This window comes from Robiginitalea biformata HTCC2501, assembly GCF_000024125.1.
GTDB lineage: Bacteria > Bacteroidota > Bacteroidia > Flavobacteriales > Flavobacteriaceae > Robiginitalea > Robiginitalea biformata.
This window is the reverse complement of the sequence record NC_013222.1, coordinates 331,598-348,137: the sequence shown is the minus strand read 5'-3', so window position 1 is coordinate 348,137 and position 16,540 is coordinate 331,598. Positions and strand designations below refer to the sequence as shown.

Annotated in this window: 23 protein-coding genes; 1 reads left to right on the top strand and 22 read right to left on the bottom strand. The window is 41.7% G+C overall.

Features of this window, described 5'->3' with window-relative positions:
• From RB2501_RS01535 to RB2501_RS16535, 22 genes are all read right to left on the bottom strand, one after another.
• A complete protein-coding gene (locus RB2501_RS01535; protein ID WP_015752955.1) occupies nucleotides 1-294 on the bottom strand; it encodes a hypothetical protein in 294 nt (97 codons plus the stop codon).
• Nucleotides 295-305: 11 nt separating this feature from the next.
• Entirely contained in the window at nucleotides 306-956 is a 651-nt protein-coding gene (locus tag RB2501_RS01530) for a hypothetical protein (protein ID WP_041326892.1), read from the bottom strand.
• Nucleotides 953-1,846, bottom strand: a complete 894-nt coding sequence (locus RB2501_RS01525; RefSeq protein WP_015752953.1) for a ribose-phosphate pyrophosphokinase — start codon at nucleotides 1,844-1,846, stop codon at nucleotides 953-955. Before RB2501_RS01525 ends, RB2501_RS01530 begins: the two co-directional genes overlap by 4 nt.
• A gap of 9 nt (nucleotides 1,847-1,855) precedes the next feature.
• Nucleotides 1,856-3,364 (bottom strand): thymidine phosphorylase family protein, encoded by a 1,509-nt coding sequence (locus RB2501_RS01520; RefSeq protein ID WP_238528090.1) that lies wholly within the window; start codon nucleotides 3,362-3,364, stop codon nucleotides 1,856-1,858.
• A 23-nt stretch (nucleotides 3,365-3,387) separates the two neighbouring features.
• Entirely contained in the window at nucleotides 3,388-4,764 is a 1,377-nt protein-coding gene (locus RB2501_RS01515) for an MBL fold metallo-hydrolase RNA specificity domain-containing protein (protein WP_015752951.1), read from the bottom strand.
• A gap of 3 nt (nucleotides 4,765-4,767) precedes the next feature.
• On the bottom strand, nucleotides 4,768-5,619 hold the full coding sequence (locus tag RB2501_RS01510) for an ATP cone domain-containing protein (RefSeq protein WP_015752950.1): 852 nt from the start codon (nucleotides 5,617-5,619) through the stop codon (nucleotides 4,768-4,770).
• Between the two features lie 2 nt (nucleotides 5,620-5,621).
• A complete protein-coding gene (locus tag RB2501_RS01505) occupies nucleotides 5,622-6,452 on the bottom strand; it encodes a universal stress protein (RefSeq protein ID WP_041326891.1) in 831 nt (276 codons plus the stop codon).
• 206 nt (nucleotides 6,453-6,658) lie between these two features.
• On the bottom strand, nucleotides 6,659-7,048 hold the full coding sequence (locus RB2501_RS01500) for a transposase (RefSeq protein WP_083760666.1): 390 nt from the start codon (nucleotides 7,046-7,048) through the stop codon (nucleotides 6,659-6,661).
• A 58-nt stretch (nucleotides 7,049-7,106) separates the two neighbouring features.
• Entirely contained in the window at nucleotides 7,107-8,471 is a 1,365-nt protein-coding gene (locus tag RB2501_RS01495; RefSeq protein WP_015752947.1) for a dicarboxylate/amino acid:cation symporter, read from the bottom strand.
• Nucleotides 8,472-8,484: 13 nt separating this feature from the next.
• Nucleotides 8,485-9,543 (bottom strand): class I fructose-bisphosphate aldolase, encoded by a 1,059-nt coding sequence (locus RB2501_RS01490; protein ID WP_015752946.1) that lies wholly within the window; start codon nucleotides 9,541-9,543, stop codon nucleotides 8,485-8,487.
• A gap of 8 nt (nucleotides 9,544-9,551) precedes the next feature.
• Entirely contained in the window at nucleotides 9,552-10,250 is a 699-nt protein-coding gene (locus RB2501_RS01485) for a type II glyceraldehyde-3-phosphate dehydrogenase (protein WP_238528126.1), read from the bottom strand.
• A 21-nt stretch (nucleotides 10,251-10,271) separates the two neighbouring features.
• On the bottom strand, nucleotides 10,272-10,565 hold the full coding sequence (locus RB2501_RS16360; protein ID WP_238528089.1) for a hypothetical protein: 294 nt from the start codon (nucleotides 10,563-10,565) through the stop codon (nucleotides 10,272-10,274).
• Nucleotides 10,562-10,843: a DUF5676 family membrane protein gene (locus RB2501_RS01480; RefSeq protein WP_015752945.1), complete on the bottom strand. Its 282-nt coding sequence runs from the start codon at nucleotides 10,841-10,843 to the stop codon at nucleotides 10,562-10,564. The genes RB2501_RS16360 and RB2501_RS01480 overlap by 4 nt, the downstream gene beginning before the upstream one ends.
• A 15-nt stretch (nucleotides 10,844-10,858) precedes the next feature.
• Nucleotides 10,859-11,047 carry an SHOCT domain-containing protein gene (locus RB2501_RS01475; protein ID WP_015752944.1) on the bottom strand — a complete coding sequence of 63 codons (189 nt, stop codon included), beginning with the start codon at nucleotides 11,045-11,047 and terminating at the stop codon, nucleotides 10,859-10,861.
• A gap of 60 nt (nucleotides 11,048-11,107) precedes the next feature.
• Complete coding sequence (locus RB2501_RS01470) at nucleotides 11,108-11,323, bottom strand: heavy-metal-associated domain-containing protein (protein ID WP_015752943.1); 216 nt, start codon at nucleotides 11,321-11,323, stop codon at nucleotides 11,108-11,110.
• A gap of 13 nt (nucleotides 11,324-11,336) precedes the next feature.
• Nucleotides 11,337-11,561, bottom strand: a complete 225-nt coding sequence (locus tag RB2501_RS01465) for a hypothetical protein (RefSeq protein WP_015752942.1) — start codon at nucleotides 11,559-11,561, stop codon at nucleotides 11,337-11,339.
• Nucleotides 11,562-11,604: 43 nt separating this feature from the next.
• The gene (locus RB2501_RS01460) at nucleotides 11,605-12,081 is read right to left on the bottom strand and encodes a hypothetical protein (RefSeq protein WP_041326889.1); all 477 of its coding nucleotides are present in this window, start codon (nucleotides 12,079-12,081) and stop codon (nucleotides 11,605-11,607) included.
• 117 nt (nucleotides 12,082-12,198) lie between these two features.
• Complete coding sequence (locus RB2501_RS01455) at nucleotides 12,199-12,519, bottom strand: hypothetical protein (protein WP_015752940.1); 321 nt, start codon at nucleotides 12,517-12,519, stop codon at nucleotides 12,199-12,201.
• Between the two features lie 22 nt (nucleotides 12,520-12,541).
• Entirely contained in the window at nucleotides 12,542-13,702 is a 1,161-nt protein-coding gene (locus tag RB2501_RS01450; protein ID WP_015752939.1) for a porin family protein, read from the bottom strand.
• A complete protein-coding gene (locus RB2501_RS01445; RefSeq protein ID WP_015752938.1) occupies nucleotides 13,699-14,106 on the bottom strand; it encodes a c-type cytochrome in 408 nt (135 codons plus the stop codon). The genes RB2501_RS01450 and RB2501_RS01445 overlap by 4 nt, the downstream gene beginning before the upstream one ends.
• 76 nt (nucleotides 14,107-14,182) lie before the next feature.
• Nucleotides 14,183-14,764 carry a helix-turn-helix domain-containing protein gene (locus tag RB2501_RS01440; protein WP_041326888.1) on the bottom strand — a complete coding sequence of 194 codons (582 nt, stop codon included), beginning with the start codon at nucleotides 14,762-14,764 and terminating at the stop codon, nucleotides 14,183-14,185.
• 217 nt (nucleotides 14,765-14,981) lie between these two features.
• Complete coding sequence (locus RB2501_RS16535; RefSeq protein WP_407918603.1) at nucleotides 14,982-15,356, bottom strand: HYC_CC_PP family protein; 375 nt, start codon at nucleotides 15,354-15,356, stop codon at nucleotides 14,982-14,984.
• A 689-nt stretch (nucleotides 15,357-16,045) separates the two neighbouring features.
• Here RB2501_RS16535 and RB2501_RS01435 point away from each other — a divergent pair.
• Nucleotides 16,046-16,462 carry an HYC_CC_PP family protein gene (locus tag RB2501_RS01435; protein WP_041326887.1) on the top strand — a complete coding sequence of 139 codons (417 nt, stop codon included), beginning with the start codon at nucleotides 16,046-16,048 and terminating at the stop codon, nucleotides 16,460-16,462.
• Nucleotides 16,463-16,540: the final 78 nt, after the last annotated feature.

Genomic DNA, 16,540 nt, shown 5'->3' with positions numbered 1-16,540 from the left:
TTATCGTAGTTTTTTTCGCATTTCTTCGGAAATGTTCTGTGCATATACCCCATAGGCATCGACTAGGGTGCCCTTAATTCCATCTTTGGATGAAATTGCATACAGAATGCTGTTGTCATCGGTACTGCTCATTCCTTCAAAGCGGTGCATTTCATCCACCTTAAAATTTTCGGGATGTATTTCCAATTTTAGGGCGGCACATTCCAAACAATGGGGATTTAGATTAAAGTTATAGGTATATCCCCTATTTTGAAGTGCGTTTATCGCCTCTGAAAGTGTATCGTAACTCTTCATTTTCTTTGCTATTATTTATAGATTATCGTAAAATAGCTTCCGTCGTTTTCTACAAATTTTTGATAGGACAACAGCCCTTTTTTCGATAGTTTTTCAAGAACTGAATATTCAAGTTCCTTTATGCGTATGCCCCACGAATAGGCTTTCACCGTAAGTTTTGAATTGATTTGAATGTCTTTTGTTTTAGGATTAAGCTTTCGGTCAAAAATGTAGATTTTACTTTTTGAGCCGAAAAAATCCAGTAATCCCGAATCAAAACTAATTTCAAGTTCAACATTTTTCAAACTGTCCATGTTGTATAAATCTTTGAAATTTTTGGAACTGGTGTTTATTTCGGTTTCTTTCGATTTTCGATTTGAAAATGGAAATGCCATTACCATAACACTCGATGCTTCTGGCCGACAGCGATAGGTGGTGGAGTATTTATCCGTTGAATTCCCGTTTTCATCAAAGAATTCGGTTTCTACCTCAATTTCATAATATCCATCCGTTTCTATTAACCCTCCCGCCTGAAAGGTTTGCTTATTGCGAAAAACTCCATTTTCATCATAATTTTCCCGCACCACCAATCTGTCGGCGAGTTGGCCTATAAGCATTTCTTCTTGTGCCTGTACTAAAAAAGATGACAATAAAACGGTCAAAATGTAAATGGTACTTTTCATGTATGGTACATCAGTTCAGTTACTTCCTGGGCTATGACATCACTTAGGTCAATACCGTTCGATTGGTGTGGTATGGTGTTGCAAGTAATGATATCTTTCACATGGGCATCCCAAAGGTCTTGATAGGCGTTTCCGGAAAAAACAGCATGGATTCCGATGCATATCGCCGGTTTCATTCCGGCATTCTTCAAATGTTCCGTGGTTTCTATCATTGTCTGAGCCGTAGATATGATATCATCCACCAGGACTGGAGTGGATACTTTATATTTCGCTACATTGGGTACGGAAACTTCAACATCACGATCACCATGGCGCACCTTTTGCAATACGGTAAATGGAACTTCGGCTTTTTTGGCTACATCGGAAACCCATTGCTCGCTTTCGGAATCAGGGCCTATTAATACCGGATTGTGTATATTTTCATTGATGTATTTGGAGATGGCATCCGCGGCATGGATAACCCTATTCGGAATATCATATACCTCGCCTAAAGAACTTATGCGATGCAAATGGGGATCGACGGTCGTGATACTATCGGCAAAGCCCGAAATCAATTTTCCAAAATAGGTGGAGGAAACCCCCTCACCATCGTTAAAAACCTTGTCTTGGCGCATATAAGCCAAATAGGGTGCCACCAAACAGGTACACATTGCCCCCAATGATTTGGCCGTATGGCTCAAAAAGTAAAGAGGCAACAACTTTACATCAGGTTCGTGAAGGGTACAGACCAATACCACACATTTTCCTTTTACATCGGACAGAATGCGAGTATAGGACTCGCCATCAGGAAATTTTCGTATCGCACATTCCCCGATTTCGGCATTCATTTTCTTTGCTAGGAGTTCCGTTAATTCTTGGTTGCCGGGAAGGCTAAATAATATCGTTTGCATAAGTTCTTTTTATTGGATTGTAATTATATCATCATGATTCTCATAATATTCCAAGGCATAGTTCAGTTCCCCATTTGTTTCTGCGTGGAGTATATAGAGCAATCCCCCCTTTTCTATCTCATCGCCCAACCGGACGTTCATCGAAATGCCCGCCAATTTGGATTGTGGTGCTCCCGACAATTTTGCGAGTTTTGCAATCTTTCGATTGTTTATTTTTTTGACCTTACCACGTTTAGGTGCATGCATCTCAAATTGGTAAGGGGCAACATAGGTTTTTGAAAATCTTCCTTGGGCCTTGCAGATGGCCTCGAATTTTTGATAAGCCTTTCCGCTTTCCAACAATTCTTTCGCTGTATCAAGGCCTTTTCCTGTTTCCACTTTTTCCGATAGCTCCAAGAGGTGCCCCGCCAACAATAATCCTCGTTCTTTTAGGTCTTGTGGCGCATCCCTCTTATTCTGCAAAACACTTAGCACATCAACCGCCTCTAAATTAGGGCCGATACCCCTGCCCACGGGCTGGCTGCCATCGGTAATGACCACCTTTATTTTAAGCCCTACTGCATTGCCTACGGCTTCCATATGTTCCTTGAGTTTTTGCACGGCCTCTTCACTGCGCACCTTGGCCGTTTTCCCAACAGGAATGTCGATTACCACATGGGTAGCACCTGCAGCCGCTTTTTTAGACAATACCGAGGCAATCAGTTGACCTTCGCTATCAATATCCAAGGCTTTTTCCACCTTAATGAGAATATCGTCCGCTGGGCTTAATTGTGCCGTACCGCCCCATACCAAACAGCCGCCTTCCTGTTCCACGACACGTTTGATTTCTTCGCCAGAAAGGGTAACATTCGTCAATACTTCCATAGTATCGGCCGTACCCGCTGGAGAAGTAATGGCCCGTGAGGAAGTTTTGGGCATGGTCAGCCCGTAAGCGGCGGCAATTGCGACAACGATAGGCGTAGTTCTATTGCCCGGTAATCCCCCGATACAGTGTTTGTCAACCACTATTTCCTTCTTCCAATCCAGTTGTTTTCCCGAGGATATCATCGCCTTGGTAAGGTCCGAGATTTCATCGATATCCATTCGGTCGCCTGCACAGGCCGTAATAAATGCCGATAAGTGGATATTGGAATAATCGCCTTCGATGATATCCGTGATGATGTCCTTGTAAGCTGTATAACCGAGCTTTTGATTATAAATTTTTGCCCTTACAAAGCTCAATGATTCTATGGGTTCCAAATGGGACACGTATAACGTTTCGCCGTCCCATACTTTGAGTTTTTTTGCTGCTATTTGTGACAGCCCTATTTCGCCCTGCCTAAGAACTTCTGAAGTAATGATATGCAGACTTGCAATTATCGAGGAGCTCATGTTCGATACCCTTATACGGGTCAATGCCTCAAACCCTTCTGAAATACAGACATGACAATCTTCTCGCATATACACAACGTTTTCATTTTGCGTGTAAATACCTAGCGATTTATATTTGAGGATGTTTGATTTTTCTTCCATTTCCATGTTATTCTTTCGTAATTTCTTACCTACTTTAACTCTTCGATACCATAGAGTTGGGGAACTTCACTATCCCAGTCATAGATTTCCTTGATTCCCTGTTTTAAGGCCTCGGCCCCTTCTCTTTCGCCATGAACGATAAATATTTTTTCTGGCTGAATCTTTATATCACTCAACCAATCCAACAATTCGGCATGGTCTGCATGGGCCGAAAGACCTTCAATCTCGGCCACTTGCATTTTGAAGGATACAGTCTTTCCATACACTTTTATTTCCTTTTCTCCTTCCAATAATTTTCTTCCACGGGTACCTTCCGCTTGATAGCCAACAAAGAGTAAAGTGTTATCGGGGTTTTGTGCCTGGGTTTCCAGATAGTTCAACATTCTGCCGCCTGTGAGCATTCCGCTTCCGGCAATGACAATTTTTGGTTTGTCATCACTTCTCAGTTCCATAGTTTCACGGTAGCTGCTAACAACGGTAAAGTGGGAGCACATTTTGTCACACTCGTCATCTTCCAACCTATGCCAGTCACGTGTTCTGTGAAATAGTTCCAAGACATTGGCACCCATTGGGCTGTCCATTATCATGGGGACTTTCGGAATTTTGGTTTCTTTTAATAGCCTCCAGAATATCAACATCATCAATTGGGCGCGTTCAACCGAAAAACTTGGTATAAAAAGGCTACCGCCCCTTGAAACGGTTTCGTTGACCAATTTTTCAATTTCGGGAAGCGCTTCCGTCTCTTCGGGATGGAACCTACCGCCATAGGTTGATTCCATAAACAGCACGTCGGCTCTTTTTGGTTTAGCAGGTGGATATAAGAGCAAATCGTTTGTTCTACCAATATCCCCTGAAAAGACAAATCGTTTGTCCTGCACATCCAATTCAATATAGGTTGCTCCGAGAATATGTCCGTTATACTGAAATCTTGCTTTTACATTTTTTAAAATGGGAAGCCACTGGTTGAGTGGTATTCCCTTGAAATACGGAATGGTCTTTTCAACATCTTTTAAATCGTACAGCGGTTCTGCGGGACTGTGCTTTGAATACCCTCCCTTATTGGCACGTTCGGCCTCTTGTTCCTGTATTTTGGCACTATCGTTCAATATAATCTTGGCGATGTCCAAAGTGGGATAGGTGCCATAAATAGGCCCTTTGAAACCTTGCTTTACCAACCTTGGCAGATAGCCGGTATGGTCCAAATGGCCATGGGTAAGCAATACGGCATCAATTTCGGTGACGTTTACAGGTGGATATTCCCAGTTTTTTAAGCGTAGTTCTTTGAGCCCCTGAAACAGACCGCAATCGATAAGTATTTTTCTGTCCCCTGTGTCCAGAAGATATTTGGAACCAGTAACAGTACCAGCCGCTCCTAAAAAATGGATATTAATAGTTCTTTCGGTCATAATTCAAGTGTTTGGTTGATGGGTTTCGCATAGACTTTGCGAATCGGCTAGAATCTTTTTTCGTCTGGCCCCATCAATCCCAACTTTTTTCAACACATCGGGATTGTCCTTTATTTCCCTACAAAGTACAATTCCATGTTCCAACAATTTCGATTTCTCCGATTTGGTAATCGTGGTCAGTGAGGTTAAGGGATGCAGGCCAGCTGTGTCTATTCTATTCTTTAGTGCTTTTCCTTTGGGATAATCCCAACTGGTCAGCATTAACCCGACACAGTTTCCATAATGTGTGGCATCACTTGTAAATCGGGTATTGGTGTAAACACCGCCTTGGTGTGATTTGTTTTTGTGACCTTCTTGCTTTTCCCATTGCTTTTGAACATCCAAAAATCTAGATTGGATGTAGAGCGGGATTTTCACATTGCAAAACCGGCCTTGGTCGCTGTGATATTTACACTCTATCATATAGTGCCTATTCCCTTTTTGGGCAATCACGTCCACTTCATGCTGTACACAATCGCCTTTGACGAGTACCCCTACTTCTACCTCAAAGCCTTCATACTGCAATACTTTGCCAACAAATTTTTCAAAGGGGTAACCGGATGGCCCAAGTTCCATTAAGGCCTTTTTTAGCTTATATCGCGACGCACTTACCCTTGCCCTGCTTTTTAGCATCCTGAAGGCCATTTGATAGATTTTTTTTGTGGTCATTCCATCCTCAATATTTCCTTCTACTTCATGGGCGATTTGCTGTACAAGACTTTCATCGACCTGAGAACGTCTTAGGGAGTTGACAAGTTTATTCATATCAAATGCCTCCATTTCGCCCGAATATTTTTTAACCTGTATTACTCCCATTCCTAAATGCGTATTGTCATTACCGGAAGTGTGGAATGATTGGCTACACCCTCAGCGATACTTTTGGAAAATAAGTTTAAGAAACCCGTATTCCCGTGCGTACACATGGCAATTAAATCCGCCGGTTCATACGTTAAGAAGGTATTGATTCCCACCTCTACAGAGGGTTCGTTATTGACGAACATGGAATAATGTTTCAGGCCTGGAAACTTTTCAACAAATGTTTGGATAGGTTTTAGTCCTGCTTGAATACTATTGGTATCCGTTTTCGTATTGACGCGCAATAGATGGATATGTGCATTGCATTTTTTTGCAATGGAAATAACATGCTTAAATGCTTGACTTACATCCTCTTCAAAATCAGAAACAAATACGATATTTTTAAAAGGGAAAGCAACCTCGTCCTCCTTGACCACGATTACCGGAACATCCGATTTTCTGACGATCTCTTCCACGTAACTACCCAACAATTCACGTACAGCACCCTTAGTGCCGCTACTGCCCGTGATAATGAAATCATGGTCAAAATGCCCCGAATGTTTTATAATATGCTTGGTTCCTACTTGATATTGAAGGAAGGTTTGACATTTCAAATGTTCCTGTTCTGCCTTCTTTTCCAGCTCGCGTAAAGCGGATTTTGCACTGCCGATTTTTTTCAAGGTTTCAGGATGCCGTTTTTCCTTTTCCTTCTCCAGCTTTACCCAATCAACAGGGGTCTGTATCAAATGGAAAAAATGAATCTCGGCATCAAAAAGTTTGGCCATGTCTATTCCGAGTTTCGCAGCTTTAGTGCAGTTTTCAGAGAAATCTGTGGGTACTAGTATATTTTTCATTGTTATTATTATTAGGTAGTATATGTTTGATCTTTATGATATGCGTTGTCGCCTTTTTGCCTGTCATTTCATTAAAAAAGCGTTGCACTTCTCGAAACAATTTAAGTTGTGTATGATAGTTTCGGCAATAATTGTCAATGTTGTGTCAGCCGGATTTCCATGAATCAGTCAAAACCTAATTCTGATCATAACGCAGCTTCCCGAACCTAGGGTTTTTGACGCTTCATCACGGTACAGTTCCTCAGGATTAGTTTATTCCGAACATTATTTATCTCCAGCATTTTATTCTTTCCCTCGGCTGCTTTTCGTTGGTAGTATTCCCTTAATTCCGGGTCGTGATTGATTGCAGAGAGGGCACACATGTGGAATTGCCTTTTTAAGACGCGGTTTTCCATATGGTGTGTTTTGGCCCACTTTTGAGGGCTGGTCCCGTAGGTATACTCAAAGGGGGCTGCCCCGCAAAAGCAAGCAAGTTGCTTCAGGTTTTCATAGCGGGTGAAGAAGCTTGTAAAGATGGTTGGGTAAATTGCTGCATTCATTCCAGGGGAATCGCATACCGAGATAAATGCCCCAACATGTTTAATATTTGTGTCCATAGTTCAATCTTGGTTGTTAACGTTCACGTCATCGGTCGATCTTTTCATATTCTGGTTTTTAAACAGTGGAACACTCTTCTTGTGTTTTTAGTACTTTATCTGAGCCTGTGATGGGCATATTTCCATAAAATCGATTGAATACCATACAGGCCGTAAGATCGCCGGTAACGTTTACTGCCGTCCGAAACATTCCAAGCAACCGTTCCACCCCTATTATGATGATTATTCCTTCTGCCGGTATGCCTGCACCGGATAGTACGGAAGCTAAAATCACAACGCCCCCTCCGGGTATTGCAGGTGTCCCTATAGACGCCGCAACGATGGTAACCACCACCACGATGACATTCAAAAGGCCCATTTCCAGTCCGTATGCTTGGGCAATAAAGAGGGTGGTTATGGTCTGGTAAAGCGCCGTGCCGTCCATATTTACGGTGGCTCCGATAGGGATTATGAAATTACTGATTGTAGGATCAACCTTTAGTTCTTCTTCCGCAGTTTTGAGGGAGAGTGGCATTACCGCCGCGGAACTTGTGGTCGAGAAGGCCAGCAGTTGCACATCCCTGATCTTACGTAAAAACCGTAACGGATTTCCCTTGCCCAAAAGGCTTACACCTATCAGGTAAATTATGACCAACAACAATAGCCCTATCAAGACGACGAGCACATAAAAGCCCAGACCTGAAAGGGAATTTAGACCAACGCTAGAAGTCAGTTGCGCCATCAAGCCGAAAACGGCAACGGGAACCAGTAACATGGCCCACTTGACCACGGTCATACAGATTTCCTGAATGGCACTCAATAATAATTTTACAGGTTTTAGCAAGTCGTCGGGAAGGGACAATACGGCAACACCTATTATAATAGTAAAAATGACAATACTCAACATTTCGCCGCTTACCATGGATGCCAAGGGATTGTCGGGCAACAAATTTGTTATAGCAGTGGGGATATCGTTCAAGCCGAATGACAGCTCGGTGCTTTCGGCATTACTGGTCAAAGCCTCTTCATGATCCGCAACGGCTTGTTGATGTAGATACTTGCCAGGGCGAAAGATTAAGGCAAGGATCGTACCTATAGTTACCGAAATAATTGTTGTGGAAATAAAATATAAGAGCACCCCACCACCTAGCTTTTTCAGATTCTCTTTGTCATTACTTGCTATACCTGTAATGATAGAGGCAACGATCAAGGGTATCATGATCATCTGTACCAATTTAAGAAAGAGCATGCCAGGTAGGGCCAACCAATTGCCAAGAACATCGGCAGTGCTTTTGGTTATCCAACCATTTTGGGGACTTAACAACAGTCCGAGACCGACCCCAAGGAACAGTGCAATGATGACTTTTAGCCATAACCTATCTTCCACCAATTTTTGCAGGTAGTGGTTAAGGGATTTCAGTGATTTTATTTCCGTATCGAACATTCTTGATTATCCATTATGCTATGGTTACTTTCTTCTCTAAATAAACGCCCTGTACGCCACGTAACAGTTCTACCCCCTCTTTGAACGGCCGCTGAAAAGCCTTTCTTCCTAAGATCAGACCGGAGCCTCCGGCCCGTTTGTTGACGACAGCCGTAATGATCGCTTCAGTCAGGTCGGATTCTCCCTTGGAGCCATCTCCCGAGTTGATCAACCCGATTTTTCCCATATAGCAATTTGCCACTTGTAACCTACATAGGTCAATGGGATGTTCCGTGGTCAAGGTTTCATACATGGCATCTTCGTATTTGCCGAATCCAATGTTTTTGAATCCAAAATTGGTAGTTGGCAACTTTTGCTTGATAATATCCGCCTGTATAGTAACCTCAAGATGATTGGCCTGCCCTGACAAATCGGCCGATGAATGATAATCTTCTGTATCGGTTTCGAAAGCTTCGTTTCGGGTGTAACACCAGAGAATGGTGGCCATCCCAAGACTGTGCACCTCCGCAAATGCCTCGGAGATTTCCTTCAACTGCCGATTACTTTCATCGGAACCGAAATAAATGGTCGCGCCGACTGCCACGGCACCCATATTCCAAGCTTCCTTCACAGTACCGAAGAGGGTTTGGTCATATTTGGTGGGATAGGTCAGGAGCTCGTTGTGATTTATTTTTACGATAAACGGAACTTTATGCGCATATTTCCGTGCGTAAAGGGCCAAGCCCCCGAAAGTCGAGGCCACTCCGTTGCAGCCTGCTTCGATAGCCAATTTTATGATGTTCTCAGGATCAAAATAGTCAGGATTTTTATAGAAGGAAAAAGCGGCGCTATGTTCAATACCCTGATCGACAGGAAGAATGCTGAGATATCCTGTGCCAGCAAGATTTCCGTGACCATAAAGTTGTGAAAGGCTTCCGAGGACCCGAGTATTACGATCAGTGTTGACGAATACCTTGTCCACAACGTGTTTTTCTGGTAACTGCAATTCATCCTTGGTAATCTTATTACTTACATGTTCCAGGTAGAAAGATGCCGTGTCCCCTAAATGTTCCTTTATTTCTTCAAATGTCATCTCTATTTTTAATTAATTCCCAAACTTTTATTGGTTTTGACGATGGATTTTTGACCATCATTTTCGATACCTGTCAATGCCCGTATAGCATCAATGGTCTCAGGAATTACGATGGCCTGATTATCCACCACATAGGCATAGAACAGTTCGTCGCCCACGACTTTGAGCATGTCTTCCCACAGGGCCACTTCGTACATATCGCCCCAAGGCCGTCCCATATCCAGATACATTTCCTTAATGGTGTTGTTCGAGACCAGCCCTTGATCGTAGTGTATCAATTTGATACGGGTCGACGTTTTAAGGGCAGCTAGTACTTCCTCTTTGGATGCATTTTTCTTTAGCTTTACGTTCCAGTAGTGCATATGGCTCAAAGTTTGGGGTACTTTTACCGCCGATGTGATTACACCGAGATCGGGATCCACACTTTGTGCATCCGGACCTTGGTGGCTCGGGATTTCCTTTTCGGGCACCATCGTATTCATAATGCCGCCCAAATGGCTTTCCCAGGGGTCAGTGGCACGTCTTAACAGAGTACCCCTTGCATAATTGAGCAAATCGGCTCTTTTTAGAGTGGTCAGTGTTCTTAAGATGGATGTGGTATTGCATGAAACCACTCTTGTAGAATCTAAACCTACGGCCGATTCATAATTGTTCTCTGCACTAAAGGAATGGCCTGTGGTTTCATGTTTTTCCCCTCCTTGAAGGATAAATTTGATTCCTTTTTCCCTCTAGGTTTCAACATTTTTAGCCGCAATCTTTTTGGGGGTACAATCCACAACCAGATCAACCCGTTCCAATAGCTCTTGCATAGAACCTGCAACGCATATTCCCTCCGATCGCATTTTTTCATTTGCTTCCTTGGTTGCGGCAAATACTGCAAAACCTTTTTCCAAGGCGGTCTGTATGCGCCAATCGCTAATGATGTCGCAGACCCCGAAAAGGTCCATATCCTCTTGTACATTAACGGCATCGGCCACTCTTTTTCCGATGACTCCATATCCAACTACTGCTATTTTTTTCACACTCTTCTGTTTTTTAACTGTACATTATAAAATGCCGCTATAAGTGCTCCGATCAGCCACCCTATGATAAAAGTTTGGACAATGCCTATGGCCGCTTCCCAAAGGGGGACATCCATTCTAATGATACTTGTAGTGTCCAACCCGTGCAGCAAACTGTTGAAGAAATCTATTGTTCCCTCACGGCCGGCTGTTAACATTACTACTATACAACCCAGATATACCAATGCTCCTGTAAGCCCCATGGCAAAGCCTAATTTTTTTATGTTGATTCGATTCATGATTTTCGTTTTTTGTTATTTATCAGATTCCAAAACTTTCTTTGATTCCTCATATTCTTCTTTCGAGATTTCGCCTTTGGCAAATCGCTTTTTAAGAATATCGTTTGGGTTCTCGTTCTCGTTTTTCCGATAGGGGATGTCGTATGGGACAAAGAATATCCAGATTAATAGGATCAACCATATGATCCACCATATAAAGTGCATACCGCCCCAGTGTCCATCGAAATAATGCATAGTTTTTTTGTTTTAAATGTTAATACTTATTTATTCTATTTCAGTTATTGTGTAACCGTCAAGCTGATCGAGTTGTTTCTGCAAATCATTTATTGAAAGATTCTCGTTCATATTGATTTTAGCAACTCCTTTTGGATTCAAGAATATTTTCGCTTCATCTATAGCCTCATGGCCTTCCAAAACCTTCTTGATCCTTGTGATACAACCTCCACAACTTATCCCGTCTATTTGAAACCTCTTTTTCATAAGTCTTTCGTTTTCAATGGTGGTGCTGTTCTTTGTCCTTGTCCTGTTTTTCTTCACTTTTCCTTTTCAGATTATCCTCTGTTAGACCATGACTGTGGCCACCGTGTCGCATTGGCATTAACAAATGCACAGCAAACATGATAACGATAAAAGTGAATAGGGTCAGGTTGCCTTTGATTCCGAATACGGGAGCAAAAAAATAAGCAATAGGGGTAGGCCACATCCGATGACCATCCATAACCAGTGATTTTTCATGGTTCTGTATTCATTTAAATTAAACTTTAGTGATTTTCAGAGTGATCGGCATTGGAAGATCCCGATGGCATGTTACCCATCATTCCCTTCGTGTCCATTCCCTTGTCTCCCATCATTTTCATACAAGATTCCATACAGTCTTTGCTCATGATCCCTTTTTCGTGCATCATTTGCATCATGTCGCCCATCATCTTTCCGTCCTTCATCATATTTTGCATCATGTTCTTCATCATCACACTGTCTTTCATCATCATCTGCATACCGTCTGCCTGCATCATGTTTCCCATCATTTTAGTATTGCCCTGCATCATTTGCATAGCATGGTCATTATTCTGCATGGCATCCATAAATTCGGTCATATAACTATGATTGCCTACTATTGTGTTCATGATTTCAGTTCTTGTTTCGGTATTTTCAAGTAGTGCGTTGGCATCTACACTTTGGTTACAGCTCCCTAGAGCTATGAACGCAATCATAGAGAGCATTAGTGATACTGTTTTCATTGGTTCTAATTTTTATAATTAATATGTAAGTGTCCTTAGGTGATATTCCTTTATTATGCTTGGAATTTTGCTCCCATAACCAAAATGGCCCAGCGGCTATGGGAGCATTTCCATCCATCAATTAGCTGACTTAAGAAACTCTTCTATTTTTTTACTTTCGTGTTCGGTCAGGTTTGCCCTCACCCGCATATGTAAGCTTATAGTTTCCCAGTCCGTATCGTTGTAATCAGCCGGCGACGGGGCAATGTGACAGCGGTTACAGGTCTCTCCCCATAGTTGTGCCCCGGATTTCTCTATACTAAATTCTTCGGAAGCTTCTACCACTGAATCAGCTGGCACATCGGTATTTTTGTCCTTGGTCGATGAACAGGCGACGACCGTCAGTCCAAATGCAACCATGAGCCCCAAAGCGATTGATAATTTATACACTGTTTTCATTTCTCTAATTTTTATGATTTAATTAAAATCCTATGGCCCAATGCAAAAACAAACCGTTTGTATTGGTGATTCCATCTCCATCATGGCCTCCTTCAGTTTCTGTGGTCTGATAACTAAGCTTCACTACCGACCGCCAGCTCAACCAATAGTTGAGTCCGAAGGCATATTGTGTTGATTTCTCTTCCCACTCAGCGCCTTCAGGTGCGTTAAAGTCTGAGTACCTTCCAACAAGCTCCAATTTTTTCACGAAGTCACTGCTGGCCATTGTGGGCCTATAGCTCAGTTGGGCATAAAAGGAGTTACTTTGATTGTCAAAAGAATATTCTTCTAAATCACCATCTTCATGCATTTCGATAAATGTGGCCGTATCCACGTTGGAACTGTTATATTGTGCTTTTACATCCACTATGCCACTCAATCCCGGTATTTGTTTCACCAAGGAAAAATCCAGGGCATACAAAAAAGCACCAATGTCCTCGAATTCTGAACCCTCTTCCCCTGTGCCGCTGGTTGAATAGGCTGAAAAACCAATTTCAGTAGAAGAATCTGAAAAAGGCAACAACCCGATTCGGCCACCAAAAGCTTTGGCCAAATTGGTATCCTCATAGTTCGCAAATTCCAAAATACCTGCTTCTTCCGGTTCTTCAGATCCATCTTTTATTCTTGGGCCGTTGGTCGAGTACACTGAATAGTTTAATTTGGGGCCACCTAAATCAAATGCCCCCCTAAGCTCTACACCGATACCCGAGGAGGGTGCTATGCCATCGTGTCCGTAGCCCAAGGGGGCATTGGGCAATCTGTTTATCCACGCGGGATGCAACCTTTCGATGAATGTGCCGAAGGGCAAAAGAAATTTCCCAGCCCGAACGGTCATGTTCTTGTTGAGCACGTACATGACATCTGCATATTCCAAACCGGTTTCTAATTCATTCCCTTCCAACACAAACTCCAGTTCAGCCTCGAACATCAATCTGTCAGAGTGTTTGTATAGGAATATAGGAGCGAAAGCCGATCCCAGAAAAGTAGATTCTGATTCGTCGCCCGAATCCATATATTCGAACCCCGTGTGGCCGTAACCACGCAGCATAAATTGGGTCTTACTCGGTTCAAAGGTGTTGTAGGTCTGTCCAAATGCTGAAGACCCAAACGCCAAAATGGTCATAAATACTAGTAGCTTTTTCATTTTTTTAAGGTTCTGATATAGTTAATCAATTCCCATCTTTTCTTTTCCGGCAATGCACTTTTATAAGAGGCCATGGGTGAACGCCCTTCGGTTAACTTCCAGAAAAGAGCTCCGTCGGTCTGGGCCTGCACATCCGTATTGGTCAAATCGGTAGGTTTCGGAGTTAGGCCTGCTCCTCCCATGCCGTCTCCCTTTCCTTTTGCGCCATGGCAAATCACACAAAGCATTTTGTAAGTTCTTTTGCCATTGGCAACAGCAGAGGCATCATTTTTCAAGGGGTTAGTCAATTTATCCGCACTTTCGGGCGCTTCCCATTTTTCTTGTGAATTCACGCTCGGTATCGCCAAGAGAAGTAGAAGCACCGTAAGCGTAATAGGTCCTGATAATGTTTTAGTTATTTTCATATTTTGAATCAATTAGGTTGTTGAGTTAAAACTATTTTTTATGGGTCAGTTATAACTTCATAATATTCTTTTTTATCTATATAATTTCGTCAAGAAAGCCCCGTTGCCACACTTGGCTATTCTTGTAATCGGTCATGCTCATGCCCATGATTTCCTTGAACTGTCTGGATAAGTGGTTAACACTGCTGTAATCGAGCATATAAGCGATATCAGAAAAGGTATGCTGCCGCAACTGTATGAGCTCTTTTACCTTTTCAATTTTCAACTTGATGAAATATTTTTCTATAGTGGTATTTTCATTTTTTGAAAATTTTTTGCTCAGCACTTTGTAGGCTCTATGCAACGATTTTGTCAGATAGTCCGAAATATTTTCCTTTATATCAAAGGGAACATCGGAAACCAATGATATCAAAGCAATCTTTATTTGCTCGACTATCATCTCTTCTTCACTTTTGGCTATTTCAAAGCCGTTGGAATGGAGGACATCCATCACTTCTCGGTCTACTTCGGCAATTGATATTTCTTGGGCCTTTACCGTAAGTTTCCCTAATTCAAGGGACAATACCGGAATTCCCAAATCACGCAATTCTTGCTTTATGACTTTTAGGCACCGACTACAGACCATATTCATAACCCAATAAACTCTAGTGGATTCCATGTATGAAAATGTTCGTGTTCATAACTGAGCAATAAATCAATCGGAGGATTGATTCTCTGATAAAATACAGGTCGAAAAAGGGTGTCGCCAGAAAATGGACGCGACAGTAGATAACCAAACAATGGGCTGTTGGCAATGGGAAGCACAGATTGTTAATCCGCTTAAATAAAAATCAAATCAAGAAAACTTCGTGAAGTATGAGTATGTCCCGTTCGATCTAGGGAGGATCATGGTTTATAACGGAAACTGTTTTAAGCTCAAGTTCTTGAAATAGACTAAAATAGGAGTGGAAAAATGCTTTTAAAAAGACAAAAGCATGCGAATCAAGCTCAGATGAAACCTTCCTTAAATCATCATTACCAATGTTGATAAAAGAATCAGTACTACAGCAATCTTTTTGCTCCAAAGAACATTTCTTCGTGGTATTTTCTGGTTTTTGAAGCTTTTCATCACATGGTTTTGCCTCACCAGTCACAGATAAGCTCACCAACTTGCTACAGCAAAAATGCATATTCGCCGTAAAAGACGTGGTGGTAAATAATACCGTACACGTGAGAAATATGGATAATATTTTAGTACAAATTCGCTTCAATTCTTAATGCTAATTGTTTTTGTTTAGCCTATTTCATATAACTTTGATTTGAATATGACTGTAATTGTTTGTTTTTCAAATTTTTGCATTTAAATCCGTTAAGAATTCGCTTTTAAAAATAACCAGGAGGGCTAAACAAAAATATGATATTGGTCATGTTTAAGACTAAAAGATTCGTAATTACGAATTAAACAATGTCTTTGGTATAGTTTCTCACTAGCAATATCTTGGAAAGCGCAGCAAATCGCTTGGAATTACTGATTCAAGCACAGGAAAAGGGCACATATAAACATTCAATATCATAAAAGCGATATTAAGGAACAAAATGTTATTTGCAGAACTTAGGTGCAGGGCCGGCTTTTGCTCTTGTTTTTCACTTGTTTGAATTGTTGCTCTAAAGATGGTGGTCAGACGGGTCTCTCGTTACCAAGGGAATTATTTTACTGTAGACCTGGACTTTCAGAAAGGGGCTTTGTCACAAAACAATGGCAGGTTTATACACAAGGATTTTGAGTCGGCAGGTTTTGATCATGGCCAAACCTCCAGACTTTTAACGAGTTGGACCAATTGCTAATGGAACTCAGATCGGATTAATTTGGACAAACTATGCTGGTTATGTCAGATGAAGATGTCGTAAAATATGTTAAACAGAAAAAAAGTGTTAAAGTTTTTGTAGATTTACATACCTAATGAAAAAAAGATTTTGCAAAATATCGTCATCTATAATGGCACTTTTAGTGCTGTTATCGACGTTCTCCTTTGCCGTTGATCGGCATTATTGCGGCGATGTTTTGGTGGATTTCTCTTTTTTCGGTAAAGCGGAGTCTTGTGGAATGGAGATGCAACAATCCAAAGATTCACATTACCACCTTATAGGAAATAAAGGTTGCTGCGAGGATCAAACACTAGCCATTGCTGGCCAAGATGATTTAAAGATTTCATATGAAAATCTCAACGATGAGCAACAAGTCTTTGTAGTATCATTTCTATATTCTTTCATAAACCTTTACGAAGGATTTGATACGAAAATCGTTCCTTTTAAGGATTATTCCCCCCCACCACTGATACGGGACATCCAAGTTCTGGATCAGACCTTTCTGATTTGATTTTTAAGTAATTGACAATTTAGGCCCAACATATTATTTATTGTTAGGGTCAAGTTGGTTTTTGTTGGTTTTGTCAAC

Coding starts and splice junctions, on each gene's coding strand:
- RB2501_RS01535 (WP_015752955.1), bottom strand. CDS start 294: ATGAAGAGTTACGATACACTTTCAGAGGCGATAAACGCACTTCAAAAT.
- RB2501_RS01450 (WP_015752939.1), bottom strand. CDS start 13,702: ATGAAAAAGCTACTAGTATTTATGACCATTTTGGCGTTTGGGTCTTCA.
- RB2501_RS01475 (WP_015752944.1), bottom strand. CDS start 11,047: ATGCACTTTATATGGTGGATCATATGGTTGATCCTATTAATCTGGATA.
- RB2501_RS01505 (WP_041326891.1), bottom strand. CDS start 6,452: ATGAAAAATATACTAGTACCCACAGATTTCTCTGAAAACTGCACTAAA.
- RB2501_RS01515 (WP_015752951.1), bottom strand. CDS start 4,764: ATGACCGAAAGAACTATTAATATCCATTTTTTAGGAGCGGCTGGTACT.
- RB2501_RS01435 (WP_041326887.1), top strand. CDS start 16,046: ATGAAAAAAAGATTTTGCAAAATATCGTCATCTATAATGGCACTTTTA.
- RB2501_RS01440 (WP_041326888.1), bottom strand. CDS start 14,764: ATGGAATCCACTAGAGTTTATTGGGTTATGAATATGGTCTGTAGTCGG.
- RB2501_RS01470 (WP_015752943.1), bottom strand. CDS start 11,323: ATGAAAAAGAGGTTTCAAATAGACGGGATAAGTTGTGGAGGTTGTATC.
- RB2501_RS01530 (WP_041326892.1), bottom strand. CDS start 956: ATGAAAAGTACCATTTACATTTTGACCGTTTTATTGTCATCTTTTTTA.
- RB2501_RS01525 (WP_015752953.1), bottom strand. CDS start 1,846: ATGCAAACGATATTATTTAGCCTTCCCGGCAACCAAGAATTAACGGAA.
- RB2501_RS01445 (WP_015752938.1), bottom strand. CDS start 14,106: ATGAAAATAACTAAAACATTATCAGGACCTATTACGCTTACGGTGCTT.
- RB2501_RS01510 (WP_015752950.1), bottom strand. CDS start 5,619: ATGGGAGTAATACAGGTTAAAAAATATTCGGGCGAAATGGAGGCATTT.
- RB2501_RS01520 (WP_238528090.1), bottom strand. CDS start 3,364: ATGGAAATGGAAGAAAAATCAAACATCCTCAAATATAAATCGCTAGGT.
- RB2501_RS01490 (WP_015752946.1), bottom strand. CDS start 9,543: ATGACATTTGAAGAAATAAAGGAACATTTAGGGGACACGGCATCTTTC.
- RB2501_RS01495 (WP_015752947.1), bottom strand. CDS start 8,471: ATGTTCGATACGGAAATAAAATCACTGAAATCCCTTAACCACTACCTG.
- RB2501_RS01465 (WP_015752942.1), bottom strand. CDS start 11,561: ATGGATGGTCATCGGATGTGGCCTACCCCTATTGCTTATTTTTTTGCT.
- RB2501_RS01460 (WP_041326889.1), bottom strand. CDS start 12,081: ATGAAAACAGTATCACTAATGCTCTCTATGATTGCGTTCATAGCTCTA.
- RB2501_RS01500 (WP_083760666.1), bottom strand. CDS start 7,048: ATGGACACAAATATTAAACATGTTGGGGCATTTATCTCGGTATGCGAT.
- RB2501_RS01480 (WP_015752945.1), bottom strand. CDS start 10,843: ATGAATCGAATCAACATAAAAAAATTAGGCTTTGCCATGGGGCTTACA.
- RB2501_RS01455 (WP_015752940.1), bottom strand. CDS start 12,519: ATGAAAACAGTGTATAAATTATCAATCGCTTTGGGGCTCATGGTTGCA.